At 65.2% G+C, this 13542-nt stretch carries 10 protein-coding genes and 2 tRNA genes; 3 read left to right on the forward strand and 9 right to left on the reverse strand.

Translation table 11 applies throughout. The features are described 5' to 3' along the window. Nucleotides 1-65 precede the first annotated feature (65 nt). On the reverse strand, nt 66-779 hold the full coding sequence (locus JYG37_RS11740; protein WP_213345431.1) for an ABC transporter ATP-binding protein: 714 nt from the start codon (nt 777-779) through the stop codon (nt 66-68). On the opposite strand from JYG37_RS11740, the gene JYG37_RS11745 reads away from it, so the two are divergent. Continuing rightward, nucleotides 778-1446, forward strand: a complete 669-nt coding sequence (locus tag JYG37_RS11745; RefSeq protein ID WP_050013280.1) for an arylesterase — start codon at nt 778-780, stop codon at nt 1444-1446. The two genes, JYG37_RS11740 and JYG37_RS11745, sit on opposite strands and share 2 nt — an antisense overlap. A gap of 72 nt (nt 1447-1518) precedes the next feature. On the opposite strand, the gene JYG37_RS11750 is transcribed toward JYG37_RS11745, so the two are convergent. The 7 genes from JYG37_RS11750 to tig all read right to left on the reverse strand — a co-directional run bounded on the left by JYG37_RS11750 (nt 1519) and on the right by tig (nt 10246). After that, entirely contained in the window at nt 1519-3456 is a 1938-nt protein-coding gene (locus JYG37_RS11750; RefSeq protein ID WP_050013281.1) for a SurA N-terminal domain-containing protein, read from the reverse strand. 209 nt (nt 3457-3665) lie between these two features. Beyond that, nucleotides 3666-3742, reverse strand: a tRNA-Asp gene (locus JYG37_RS11755). 23 nt (nt 3743-3765) lie between these two features. Beyond that, a tRNA-Val gene (locus JYG37_RS11760) sits at nt 3766-3841 on the reverse strand. Nucleotides 3842-4048: 207 nt separating this feature from the next. Beyond that, nucleotides 4049-6472: an endopeptidase La gene (gene lon / locus JYG37_RS11765; RefSeq protein WP_050013282.1), complete on the reverse strand. Its 2424-nt coding sequence runs from the start codon at nt 6470-6472 to the stop codon at nt 4049-4051. A 197-nt stretch (nt 6473-6669) separates the two neighbouring features. Beyond that, complete coding sequence (clpX, locus tag JYG37_RS11770) at nt 6670-7941, reverse strand: ATP-dependent Clp protease ATP-binding subunit ClpX (protein ID WP_006489345.1); 1272 nt, start codon at nt 7939-7941, stop codon at nt 6670-6672. Between the two features lie 164 nt (nt 7942-8105). Continuing rightward, entirely contained in the window at nt 8106-8759 is a 654-nt protein-coding gene (gene clpP / locus JYG37_RS11775) for an ATP-dependent Clp endopeptidase proteolytic subunit ClpP (RefSeq protein ID WP_006496351.1), read from the reverse strand. Between the two features lie 140 nt (nt 8760-8899). Next, nucleotides 8900-10246 carry a trigger factor gene (gene tig / locus JYG37_RS11780; RefSeq protein WP_050013283.1) on the reverse strand — a complete coding sequence of 449 codons (1347 nt, stop codon included), beginning with the start codon at nt 10244-10246 and terminating at the stop codon, nt 8900-8902. 392 nt (nt 10247-10638) lie between these two features. On the opposite strand from tig, the gene JYG37_RS11785 reads away from it, so the two are divergent. Both JYG37_RS11785 and JYG37_RS11790 read left to right on the forward strand, forming a co-directional pair. Continuing rightward, nucleotides 10639-11784, forward strand: coding sequence for a glycerate kinase (locus tag JYG37_RS11785; RefSeq protein WP_089488549.1), 1146 nt, complete (start codon nt 10639-10641; stop codon nt 11782-11784). Nucleotides 11785-11846: 62 nt separating this feature from the next. Next, nucleotides 11847-12296 (forward strand): MarR family winged helix-turn-helix transcriptional regulator, encoded by a 450-nt coding sequence (locus JYG37_RS11790; RefSeq protein ID WP_050013285.1) that lies wholly within the window; start codon nt 11847-11849, stop codon nt 12294-12296. 198 nt (nt 12297-12494) lie between these two features. On the opposite strand, the gene JYG37_RS11795 is transcribed toward JYG37_RS11790, so the two are convergent. Then, the gene (locus tag JYG37_RS11795) at nt 12495-13493 is read right to left on the reverse strand and encodes a 2-dehydropantoate 2-reductase (protein WP_050013286.1); all 999 of its coding nucleotides are present in this window, start codon (nt 13491-13493) and stop codon (nt 12495-12497) included. Nucleotides 13494-13542 lie beyond the last annotated feature (49 nt).

Consider the following 13542-nt stretch of genomic DNA (forward strand, 5'->3'; position numbering starts at 1 on the left):
ACTGACGCGACGGCGTCATGCCCGTGCCGGCCGCGCGCTTCACGCCGCGCGGCCGGCACGAACATTCACGCGTTGCGCGATGCCGCGTGCGGCGCGACGATGCGCCCCGCGTCGATGGTGACCGTCGTCGCGCAGCGGCGCGCGAGTTCGGCATCGTGCGTGACGAGCACGAGCGTCGCGCCGTGCATGCGGTTCAGTTCGAACATCAGGTCGATGACCGCGTGGCCGGTGGCCGCGTCGAGGCTGCCGGTCGGCTCGTCGGCGAACAGGATCGCCGGCCGCGTGACGAACGCGCGTGCGAGCGCGACGCGCTGCTGTTCGCCGCCCGACAGCAGCTTCGGATAATGCGCGGTGCGTTCGCCGAGACCGACCTGCACGAGCAGCGCCCGGGCGCGGTCGGCCGCATCGCGCGCGCTGATGCCGCCCTGCAGTTCGAGCGGCAGCATCACGTTCTCGAGCGCCGTCAGGTGCGGCATCAGCTGGAACGACTGGAACACGAAACCGACCGCGCCGTTGCGCAATGCCGCGCGCTCGTCCTCGTCGAGCTGGTCGAGCACGCGGCCGAGCAGGCGAACCGTGCCGCTCGTCGCGCTGTCCAACCCTGCGAGCAAGCCGAGCAGCGTCGATTTGCCCGACCCCGACGCGCCGACGATCGCGAGGCTGCTGCCCGGCTGCACGGCGAGCGTGATGCCGTCGAGGATCGTCAGCTCGCCCGTTGCATCGGCAACCCGCTTGAACACGTCATGGACTTCGATGATCGGATCGGTAATCTTGAACATGGACACGACATTTCGCTGGAAAAGACGCGCGGCGACCGCCGCGCTGCTGGGCACCCTGCTGGCCGTCACCGTGCCCGTACGCGCTGCGACGGCGCCGGCATCGAGCCCGCCCGTGATCGTCGTGCTCGGCGACAGCCTGTCGGCCGAATACGGATTGCCGCGCGACACCGGCTGGGTGGCGTTGCTGCGGCAACGGCTCGCGACCGAGCGAATCGATTATAGCGTCGCGAACGCCAGCGTCAGCGGCGACACCACGAGCGGCGGCCGTGCGCGGCTGCCCGCGGTGCTGCAGCGGCTCAAGCCGTCGATCGTCGTCGTCGAACTCGGTTCGAACGATGCGCTGCGCGGCGTGCCGCTCGCGACGACCGAACAGAACCTGCGCGATATCATCGCCGGCGCGCGACGTGCGCAGGCAAAGGTCGTGCTGGTCGGCATGTACGTGCCGCCCAATTACGGCCCCGACTACACGCAGAAGTTCCATGCGCTCTATACGCGGCTGTCGAAGGATCTCGCCGTGCCGCTCGTGCCGTTCCTGTTGGCCGGCATCGAGAACAAGCCCGAGATGTTCCAGGCCGACCAGATGCACCCGGCACGGCAGGCCCAGGGCATCCTGCTCGACAACGTATGGCCGGCGCTGAAGCCGCTGCTCGGCAAGCCGCACGGCTGACCGCGGCTGCACCGGAAAACAAAAAGCCCCGCTTCGAGCGGGGCTTTTCGATGGTTGCGGGCGAAACGATGCTCAGTTGTCGCCGTCCTGCTGCTGGCTGGCCGTCGTGCTGCCGTACAGCTTCACCTTCGAGCGATCGCGCAGCGCGGCGAGGTACGCTTCGCCTTCGCTTTGCGCGTCGACCTGCGCCATCTGCTGCTGCGCGGCGGCCAGTTGCTGCGGATCGACCGCGGAACCGGGGATCACCGCGTTCACGCGGTAGATCGCATAGCCGTCCGCACCGAGGTCGACACCGACGTAAGCCGGCAGCGTCTTCGCATCGACCTTGTAGACGGCGCTCAGCGCAGCCGGCGTCAGGCCCTGCGACTGCGTGCGCGACACCTTCTGCGCGGCCGTAAAGCCGTCGGCCGACTTCGACTTCTGCAATTCGGCCAGCTTCGCCGCACCGTCCTTCTTCGCGAGTTCCGCGGCCTGCTCGGCGATGACCTTCTGGCGCACGACGTCCTTGATCGCGTCGAGCGCGGGCACCGCAGCCGGCTTGTGCTCGGTCACGCGCGCCGAGATCAGCGTGTTGTTGCCGACGTCGATCGCCTGCGTGTTGTTCTGGTTCTTCACCGCGTCGTTCGCGAACACGGCGGCCAGGAACTTCGGATTGTTCAGCGGGCTCGTCGGCGGCAACTGCGGATTCGGCGTCGGCGTGACGGTGGCCGTCTGGATCGTCAGCTTGTACTTGTCCGCGGCCGGCTGCAGCGTCTTCGCCTTTTCGTAGACGGTCGACGTGAAACCTTCCGCATTGTCCGAGAACGCCTTCGCTGCGTACTGCTGCTTCAGGTCGATCGCGATCTGGTCTTTCACTTCCGCGAACGGCTTGACGACGGCCGGCTTCACTTCGGTCGCCTTCAGGATGTGGAAACCGAGATCCGACTGCACGAGACCGCTCACGTCGCCCTGCTTGAGCGAGAACGCGGCATCGTCGAACGCCTTGCCGCCCGCGGTCGAACCGCGCGTGATGAAGCCGAGGTCGCCGCCCTTCGCCGCCGACGGCGCGTCCTGCGAGTTCTTCTGCGCGATCTGCGCAAATTGATCGGGATGCGCTTTCACGTCGGCGAGCAGTTGCTCGGCCTTCGCTTTCGCGGCCGCCTTGTCGGCCGCGCTGGCGCTGCCCGGCGCGGCGATGAAGATGTGGCTCACGCGCACCTGCGCTTCGGTACGGAAGTGCGTCGGGTTGTCGTCGTAGAACTTCTTGATGTCCGCTTCGGTCGGCTGCGCGCTCGCGGCCGCCGCGGCCGGCGAATAGACGAGGTACTGGATCGTCGCGGTTTCCGGCGTCGCGAAGCTCTGCTTGTGCGCGTCGTAGTACGCGGTGAGCTGCGCGTCGGTCGGCTGGACCTTCGCTGCGAAGTCGCTCGTCTTCAGCACGAGCGCCTGCACTTCACGCTGCTGCGCGGCGAGTTCGGACAGGCGTTGCGCGAGGCTCTTCGGCGTGAACGCGCTCGACACGATGCTGGCCGGAATCTGTTGCAGCGACAGGCTGTAACGCACGCGCTCCTGATACTGCTCGGGCGTCATCCCCTGGAATGACAGCAGTTGCGCATAGCGTTCGACGTCGATCGTGCCGTCGGGCTTCTTCAGCGACGCGATCATCGGGTCGCTCATCAGCGCGTCGCGCACCGCGTTGTCGGACGCGGTCAGGTGCAGACGCTGCGTCTCGTCGGCCAGCACGCGTTGCTGGATCAGGCCGTCGAGCACCTGCTTGCGATGCTCGGGCGTGTCGAACATCTTGATGTCGAACTGCCCACCGAGCGCCTGGCGCGCCTGGTCGATCTGCTGGCGGAACGCGCCGTCGAATTCGACCCGCGTGATCTTGTGCCCGTTGACCGCCGCGACGTTCGCACTGTCGTCGAAGAAGCCGCGGAAGCCTTGGATCCCGACGAAACCCAGCCCCGGCAACACGATCAGGAGCAGGAGCGCCATCATCAGGCGCTGGTGATTACGGAAGAAATCGAGCATGCGTGACGGAAAAATTGGACAAAACGACCGATATTACAACATACGGGGTGGGACGGGAAAAAAGCAGGCAAATGCTGTGCGCGAACGGAACCGGAATCCGGAAGCCTCACAGGCGACTTTTCGCCACTCCGCAGTCACGCGCTCGCAAGCGGGCGCAAACCGAACGCACAAACAACAATGCCCGCACAAGGCGGGCATTGTTGTTTGTTTGGCGGAGCGGACGGGACTCGAACCCGCGACCCCCGGCGTGACAGGCCGGTATTCTAACCGACTGAACTACCGCTCCTTGGTCTGGCTGAATCGTGAAACTGGTGGGTGCTGAGGGGTTCGAACCCCCGACCTACGCCTTGTAAGGGCGCCGCTCTACCAGCTGAGCTAAGCACCCGTTTCCGATTCGTTCTGACTGCGATCTGCGTTTGCGCATCAACAATCAGCGAGCCCGCAAGTTTAATTCATCCCCGATCATTTTGCCAAGCCTGGCGCGCGAATTTTTTACGAACGCGCTCGCATGATTCCGATGCGCGTAAAAAAACCCGCGGACACCGCCGCGGGTTTTCGGGAACGACCGTCGGCAACGACGGTGTTCAGCGCCTCAGTGCTTGACGACTTCCGTCGAGCCGGCATCCTTCGCCGCCTCGCCGACCGGCGCCGCAGCCTTCGCCTCTTCTTCCGGCGGCAGCGGCGTCGGCGAACGCTCGAGCGCGAGCTCCAGCACCTTGTCGATCCAGCGAACCGGCACAATCTCGATCGCGTTCTTCACGTTGTCCGGAATGTCCGCGAGATCCTTCACGTTCTCTTCCGGGATCAGCACGAGCTTGATGCCGCCGCGATGCGCCGCCAGCAACTTTTCCTTCAGCCCGCCGATCGGCAGCACTTCGCCACGCAACGTGATTTCGCCCGTCATCGCGACGTCGGCCCGCACGGGAATACCCGTCAGCACCGACACCAGCGCGGTCGTCATCGCACCGCCGGCGGACGGACCGTCCTTCGGCGTCGCGCCTTCCGGCACGTGGATGTGGATGTCCTGCTTCTCGAACGCTTCGTCCTTGATACCGAGACGACGCGAACGCGAGCGCACGACCGAACGCGCAGCCTCGACCGACTCCTTCATCACGTCGCCGAGCGAGCCCGTACGAATCACGTTGCCCTTGCCCGGCATCACCGCGGCTTCGATCGTCAGCAGATCGCCGCCGACTTCCGTCCACGCGAGCCCCGTCACCTGACCGACCTGGTTTTCCTTCGCCGCGAGGCCGAAGTCGTACTTGCGCACGCCGAGAAACGTATCCAGATTCTCGCCATCGACCTTGATCGCGCCCGACGCCTTCTTCAGCAGCAGCATCTTCACGACCTTGCGGCAGATCTTCGACACTTCCCGCTCGAGCGAACGCACACCGGCTTCGCGCGTGTAGTAGCGGATGATGTCGCGAATCGCCTGCTCGGTGACCTCGATCTCGCCTTCCTTCAGCCCGTTGTTCTTTTTCTGCTTCGGCAGCAGGTAACGCTGCGCGATGCTGACCTTCTCGTCTTCCGTGTAGCCCGACAGACGGATCACTTCCATCCGGTCGAGCAGCGGCGGCGGGATGTTCAGCGAGTTCGACGTCGCGACGAACATCACGTCCGAAAGATCGAAGTCGACTTCGATGTAGTGGTCGGCGAACGTGTGGTTCTGTTCCGGATCGAGCACTTCAAGCAGCGCCGACGACGGATCGCCGCGGAAATCCATGCCCATCTTGTCGACTTCGTCGAGCAGGAAGAGCGGATTGCGCACGCCGACCTTCGCGAGGCTTTGCAGGATCTTGCCCGGCATCGAACCGATGTACGTACGGCGGTGGCCGCGGATCTCGGCTTCGTCACGCACGCCGCCGAGCGCCATCCGGACGAACTTGCGGTTCGTCGCGCGAGCGATCGACTGGCCGAGCGAGGTCTTGCCGACGCCCGGGGGCCCGACGAGGCACAGGATCGGCGCCTTGACCTTGTCCACGCGCTGTTGCACCGCGAGATACTCGAGGATCCGTTCCTTGACCTTCTCGAGGCCGAAGTGATCCTCGTCGAGCACCTGCTCGGCGTTCGACAGGTCGTTGTTGACCTTGCTCTTCTTGCGCCACGGCAGGCCGATCAGCGTGTCGATGTAGTTGCGCACGACGGTCGCTTCCGCCGACATCGGCGACATCAGCTTCAGCTTCTTCAGCTCGGCGTCAGCCTTCTTCTTGGCTTCCTTCGGCATGCGCGCGGCGTTGATGCGCTTCTCGAGCTCCTCGAGATCCGCACCTTCCTCGCCCTCGCCCAGTTCCTTCTGGATCGCCTTGACCTGTTCGTTCAGGTAGTACTCGCGCTGGCTCTTTTCCATCTGGCGCTTCACGCGCCCGCGGATGCGCTTTTCGACCTGCAGGATGTCGATCTCGGCTTCGAGCTGCGCGAGCAGATGCTCGAGGCGCTCGATGACCGGGAACATCTCGAGGATGTGCTGCTTCTGGTCGAGCTTCAGCGGCAGGCGCTCGGCGATCATGTCGGCGAGACGGCCGGCTTCGTCGATGCCCGACAGCGACGTGAGAATCTCCGGCGGGATCTTCTTGTTCAGCTTCACGTACTGGTCGAACTGCGACACGATCGCGCGACGCAGCGCTTCCGTCTCGGCGCTGTCGGCATGATCCGGCTCGAGCGGCATCACTTCGCAGGAGAACTGCGTCTCCTGTTCTTCGATGGACAACGCCTTCGCGCGCTGCAGGCCCTCGACGAGCACCTTCACGGTGCCGTCCGGCAGCTTCAGCATCTGCAGAATGTTGGCGATACAACCGACCTCGTACATGTCCTTTTCGGTCGGTTCGTCCTTGGCCGCGGTTTTCTGGGCGACGAGCATGATGTGCTTGCCGCCTTCCATCGCTGCTTCGAGGGCCTTGATCGATTTCGGCCGGCCCACGAAGAGCGGAATGACCATGTGCGGGAAAACGACGACGTCCCGCAGCGGCAGCAGCGGGAGCGTGATGCGTTCCGGCGGGAGAAGTTGGGTGCCTGACATTTCATTTCCCCATGAGTGGAATCAATTGTTCGGTAATTGAGGCCGCCACAACGAATTGCAAGCCTTCAAGTGCGGGAAATATTCGGTAAGAAAGTAACCACCGCGTGTCGAGTCAGAGTTACCCACAAGATAAACGAAAAAAAGCCGCCCACGGACTCATGAACGGCCTTTTTCGCTGAACATCGTCGGCAAGCCGGTCAGTTCGAACCCGCCACCTTCGGCGTGTCCTCGTAGATCAGCAAGGGCTTGCCGTCCCCATCGATGACATTCTCGTCGATGATGACCTTGCTGACCCCTTTCATCGTCGGCAGCTCGTACATCACGTCGAGCAACGCCTGTTCGATGATCGAACGCAAACCGCGCGCGCCGGTCTTGCGGCGGATCGCCTTGCGGGCGACCGCCTGCAACGCGCCCGGCCGGATTTCCAGCTCGACGCGCTCCATTGCGAACAGCTTGTGATACTGCTTGACGAGCGCATTCTTCGGCTCGACCAGGATCTTCATCAGCGCGGCTTCGTCGAGCTTGCCGAGCGTCGCGACCACCGGCAGGCGGCCGATCAATTCGGGGATCAGACCGAATTTGATCAGGTCTTCCGGTTCCGTTTCGCGCAGCACCTCGCCCGCGTCGCGTTCCTGCTTGCTCTTGACCGTCGCGCCGAAGCCGATACCGGTTTTCTCGGTACGATCGGTGATCACCTTTTCGAGACCGTCGAACGCGCCGCCGCAAATGAACAGGATGTTGGTCGTGTCGACCTGGATGAAATCCTGGTTCGGGTGCTTGCGGCCGCCCTGCGGCGGCACCGACGCCATCGTGCCCTCGACGAGCTTCAGCAGCGCCTGCTGGACGCCCTCGCCCGACACGTCGCGCGTGATCGACGGGTTGTCCGATTTGCGGCTGATCTTGTCGATTTCGTCGATGTAGACGATCCCGCGCTGGGCCTTGTCGACCTCGTAGTTGCAGTTCTGCAACAGCTTCTGGATGATGTTCTCGACGTCCTCGCCGACGTAGCCGGCTTCGGTCAGCGTCGTCGCGTCGGCGATCACGAACGGCACGTTGAGCAACCGCGCGAGCGTCTGCGCGAGCAGCGTCTTGCCGGAGCCCGTCGGGCCGATCAGCAGGATGTTGCTCTTCGACAACTCGACGTCGTCCTTCTTGTCGAGATGCTTCAGGCGCTTGTAGTGGTTGTACACGGCCACCGCGAGGATCTTCTTCGCGCGCTCCTGGCCGATCACGTACTGATCGAGGATGTCGCGAATTTCCTGCGGGCTCGGGAGATCCGACCGGGACAGGCTGGCCTCGACGCCGGCGGCAGCCGCCTCGTCGCGAATGATTTCGTTGCAGAGGTCGATACATTCATCGCAGATGAACACCGACGGGCCCGCGATGAGTTTTTTCACCTCATGCTGGCTTTTCCCGCAAAACGAGCAATACAACAGCTTCTCGCTGTTCGAACCTTTTTTGTCCGCCATGAATGTAGAGCCTCCGGACAGGTAAATGACATGATACGCCGATTGCTCCGGACGCCGCGCCTAGGGCGCGACCGGAGCCGGCTGGATGCGCTTGCCGCAGATGCTCAGGGCACTCGGGACGTTTGAGGGCGCCGGCCCGAATCGGGGCGGCACCCCGTTTAAGCTCACGGGCGCTTCAGCAGCACCTGATCGATCAGCCCGTACGCCTTCGCGTCCTCGCTCGACATGAAGTTATCACGGTCGGTGTCGCGCGCGATGCGCTCGACGTCCTGGCCCGTGTGCTGCGCGAGCAGGTTGTTCAACCGTTCCTTCAGGTACAGGATCTCGCGTGCCTGGATCTCGATGTCGGATGCCTGGCCGCGCGCGCCGCCGAGCGGCTGGTGAATCATCACGCGCGAGTTCGGCAGAGCAAAGCGCTTGCCCTTCGCGCCCGACGCGAGCAGGAACGCACCCATGCTGGCCGCGAGGCCCATGCACAGGGTCGACACGTCCGGCTTGATGAACTGCATCGTGTCGTAGATCGCCATCCCGGCCGACACCGAGCCGCCCGGGCTGTTGATGTAGAGGCTGATGTCCTTGTCGGGATTCTCGCTCTCGAGGAACAGCAATTGCGCGACCACGAGGTTGGCGGTCTGGTCGTTCACTTCGCCGACCATGAACACCAGGCGCTCCTTCAGGAGACGCGAATAGATATCGTACGAACGCTCGCCGCGGCCGCTCGTTTCGACGACGATCGGCACCAGCCCCAGCGCTTGCGCCTCGAAACCCTGCGGCGCGTTCGAAGCAAGCATGTCCAGCAATTCAGCGCGAGTGATCATTCAATGAACCTTGTTCGAATGGAAAATTGAACGGAAGGAAGCCGCCCGCCCAATCGCCATATTAATGGCAACCGTGCGCTTGACGTAAAAACGGCGTGCGGGCCGTCGCTCCGACAGCCGGCACGCCGCTAGAGCAACACTTACGCTTGCGCCGATGCGCTCGCGAGTGCCTCGAAGCTCACTTCCTTGTCCGTCACCTTTGCCTTGCCCAGCACGAAATCGACGACGTTGCTTTCAACGACGAACGCTTCCATCTCGGCGAGGCGCTGCTGGTTGGAATAATACCAGCGGACCACTTCCTTCGGGTCTTCGTAGCTCTTCGCGAACTCGTCGACTTCCGCGCGGATCTGTTCCGGCTTCGCTTCGAGGCCGTTCGCCTTCACCAGCTCGGCCAGCACGAGGCCCAGCTTCACGCGGCGCTCGGCCTGCTCGACGAACATTTCGGCCGGGATCGGCGCGTCCTTCGCGTTCGGCACGCCGCGCTGCGCCAGATCCTGGCGAGCCATTTCGACGAGACGTTGCTGGTCCTGCTCGATCAGCGCCTTCGGCACGTCGAGTTCGGAAATCTTCAGCAGCGCGTCCATCACCTGGTTCTTGACGATCGACTGCGTGCGACGCTTCGCTTCGCGCTCGAGGTTTTCCTTGATCTCGGCGCGCATCTTCGTGAGGTCGCCGTCTTCGATACCGAGCGACTTCGCGAATTCCGCGTCGATTTCCGGCAGGTGCGGCCATTCGATCTTCTTCATCGTGACCGTGAACTGCGCCGTTTTGCCGGCGACGTCCTTGCCGTGGTAGTCGTCCGGGAACTTGAGGTCGAACGTACGCTGTTCGCCGACCTTCAGGCCGAGCGCCGCCGTTTCGAATTCCGGCAGCATGCGGCCTTCGCCGAGCACGAACGGGAAATCTTCGGCCGTGCCGCCCGGGAACGCGACGTCGTCGATCTTGCCGACGAAGTCGACCGTCACGCGGTCGCCGTTCTTCGCTGCGGTGTCGTCGCCGCCGTCGCCGTGCTCGCCGGCTTCGCCGCGTGCGTGGTAGTGCACGCGCTGCTTGCGCAGGATGTCCAGCGTGCGGTCGATTTCGGCGTCGCCGATCGACGTGGTCGAGCGCTCGACTTCAGCCGTCGCCAGATCGCCGATCTTCACTTCCGGGTAGACCTCGAACGTCGCGTCGAACGCGTAGGCATTCTCAGCCTGCTCCTGCTTCGGCTCGAAGCTCGGCTGGCCGGCGACGCGCAGGTTTTCCGCGCGGCTGATCGTGAAGAATTCCTGGCCGATCTTGTCGCTCAGCACTTCGGCTTCGACCTGACCCGCGTATTGCTGGGCGACCATCTTCACCGGCACCTTGCCCGGGCGGAAACCCGGCATGCGCACGGTCTTCGCGAGTTTCTGGATGCGGGCGTCGATTTCCTTCTGCACGGTGTCTTTCGGCAAAGAAATCGTCACACGGCGTTCAAGCTTGCCGAGGTTCTCAACAACGTTAGCCATGGCTTCAATCGTCCTAAAATTATTCGAGCGAATCGGGTTTTCCTTGCCGTGCCTGCCTGCAGCATGCGGTGCGTCGCACTCGCACGCCGCGCCGGAGCGCCACGCCATCCCTGCACGCGCCGGATGGCTAGCGCAAGCGGCTCGGAGCACGGCTTTGGCCGGAAGAATCGAGTATTCTAGCAAACAATTTTCCTCATACGGCCAGATCGGTGCGACACGCGTGCGTCCCGCGCCGTCGACGGCCCGTTACACGGCCCATGCACGCGGATCGCGGCTATGCCGAACGGCGTATCCACCGCGCGCGCGCCATCCTGTAAGCTCCGATAGCGTGTGAGCCACTCTCGTGGCCCGACCGCTCATTCTTCACACCAATAACGCCTTCCGGAGACACCATGCCGCACCACCCGTCCGCGCCTGTCGTCGTCATCGCGCCCGATTCGTTCAAAGGCTCGCTTTCCGCCGAGCAGGTCGCGGACGCGATCGCCACCGGCATCCGCCGCGCGCGGCCCGACGCGGTCGTGCGCTGCTGCCCGATGGCCGATGGCGGCGAAGGCACGCTCAACGCGATGCTGGCAGGCGGCGGCACGCGGCGCACGCTGCGCGTGGCCGGTGCGTCGCTGGCGGCGCGCGATGCGGCGGTCGGCGTGATCGATGCGCGCACCGCGATCGTCGAGACGGCCGAGATCGTCGGGATCACCGACGCGGTCGGCATGAGCGTGCCGGTCGACGCGCGCAGCACGCGCGGGATGGGCGACGCAATCCGCACGCTGCTCGACGACGGCGTGCGCCGCTTCTTCGTCGCGCTCGGCGGCAGCAGCACCAACGACGCGGGCGCCGGGTTGCTCGCGGGCCTCGGCCTGCAATGCTTCGACGCCGGCGGCCAGTCGGTCGAGCCGGTGCCGTCGCGGCTCGCCGACATCGCGCACATCGACGCGTCGGGGCTCGATCCGCGCCTGAAGGAAACGGAATTCGTCGGCATGTCCGACGTCGACAACCCGCTGACGGGCGCGCATGGCGCGACCGCCGTATTCGGTCCGCAAAAGGGCGTGACGGCCGCCCAGGTCGCGATCCTCGATGCGGCCCTCGCCCGCTTCGCCGACCTGCTCGAAGCCGCGCTCGACCGCCGCGGCCGCGATCTGCCGGGTGCGGGCGCCGCGGGCGGCCTCGGTTTCGCGCTGCACATGCTCGGCGCACGCTTCGAGCCCGGCGCCGAAGTGGTCGCGCGCCAGGTCGGGCTCGACGCCGCACTGGCCGGCGCCGACTGGCTGATCACCGGCGAAGGCCGCTCCGACGTGCAGACGCTGCACGGCAAGGCGCCGTTCATCGCTTGCCGGCACGCGCGGGCTGCCGGCGTAAGCGCGTCGCTGCTGTCGGGCGCGGTCGACCCGGCCGCGCTGCCGCGCCTGTCCGAGCATTTCTCCGGCTGCTTTTCGCCGGCGCCCGGGCCGATCACGCTCGACGTCGCGATCCGCGACGCGGCCAATCTGCTCGCGAACGAAGCGGAACAGTTGACACGCCTGAAGTACGGTGCACACTGACCGTTGACCCGAGCGCGCGATACAGGAACAATCGGGCCCGCCCTTTTTCTTCAGGATTCGACATGAAAGGCCGTCAAGCCGGGCTCGATCAGTTTCTGACCTATCGCCTCCATGCGCTCACGAAGCGCTCCGACCGCGGGATCGGCGAGGTGTACCGGCACAAGCTCGACATCTCGCTGCCCGAGGCGCGCGTGATCGCCGCCGTCGGCGCATTCGGCCCGTTCTCGATCATGGATCTCGCGCGCCACACCAATCTCGACAAGAGCCAGGCGAGCCGCGCGGCGGAAGCGCTGCTGCGCCAGGGGCTGCTCGAGCGCAGCGCGAGCGACGAAGACGGCCGGATCGTGCTGATCGCGCTGACCACCGACGGTCGCGCGCTGCATCGCAAGATCATGCCGATCGTGCGCAAATGGAACGACGGCTTGCTCGCATGCCTGTCCGACAGCGAACGTCAGACGTTCGAGCGGCTGCTCGACAAGGTCGTCACGCACGCGATCGAACGCGACGACTGAGCCGCGTGGCGGGCCGCCATCGCCGGATTGGCGAGCGCTGGCGGCAGGTTTGATCCGACGAATCAGACAGGCCGCCCGGGTCGCGTCACGTGCGATCCGGGCGGCCCGTTTTGCATCATGCGGCCGACATCGCACGAAGCGCGCGTGGTCGCGTTGACGGCGTTGCCGGCGGCCGCGAATTCAGCCGCCCCGTGCGCACTACAACCCGCTGTTCGCCGCGCGCTGGCGCAACAACCCGAGCACCGCGTCGCAGTACGGGGTCGGCACGCCAAGCTTGCGGCCGAGCTCCGGAAACACGCCGAGGATCGGCCCGATCTCCAGCGAGCGCCCCGCCTCGAAATCCTGCAGCATCGACGTCTTGAATGCGCCGAGCTTGCGCGTAACCGCGATCCGCTCGGGGCCGCTCATCCCGGTGGACAGGCCGAGCCTCGCGCCGATCGCGGCTGCCTCCTCCATCATCCGCAGCGCGAGATCCTGCGTGAACGGATCGTCGAGCAACTGCTCGGCCGTCGACCCGGTCAGCGCGCTCAGCGGATTCATGTTCATGTTGCCCCACAGCTTCGCCCAGATCTCGGTCCGGATCGCGCGCGTCGATTCGACGTCGAAACCGCCGGCCGAGAGCGCGTCGGCGAACCGCGCGGTGGGCATGTCGAGCCGCGGATCGGGCGTGCCGACGATCAGCCGGTTGCCGCGCCCGCGACGCACGACACCCGGCGCATCGGTACTCGACGACAGGTGCACGACGCAGCCGATCGCCTGTGCAGGCGGCAACGCGGCCGACACCGCGCCGGCGGGGTCGACCGCATCGAGCGGCACGCCGTCGATTGCCCCTTCGAGCCCGTGCGTGAACCACCACGGCAGCCCGTTCATCGCCGCGACGATCACGGTGTCCGGCCCGACCAGCGGCGCGATGCGCGCGGCCAGCGCCGGCAGCGCCTGTGCCTTCAGCGCGATCACCACGTAGTCCTGCACGCCGAGCGCGGCCGCATCGTCGCTGGCGCGCACCGGCACCGACGAGATTGCGCCCGCCTCGTCGATCACGCGCACGCCGTGCGTATTCAGTGCATCGAGCGTCGCGCCGCGTGCGTACGCGCTCACGGTCATGCCGGCTCTCGACAACGCGGCCGCGAGCAATCCGCCGATCGCGCCGACGCCGACCACCGCCGTGCGCACCGACCCCGAATTCGTGTCCTTCATGATGGCATTCCGTCTCCTGGGAGCTGACGAGCATAACGCTCAATGGTTG

The organism is Burkholderia sp. LAS2, from assembly GCF_018417615.1.
Taxonomy (GTDB): Bacteria; Pseudomonadota; Gammaproteobacteria; order Burkholderiales; family Burkholderiaceae; genus Burkholderia; species Burkholderia sola.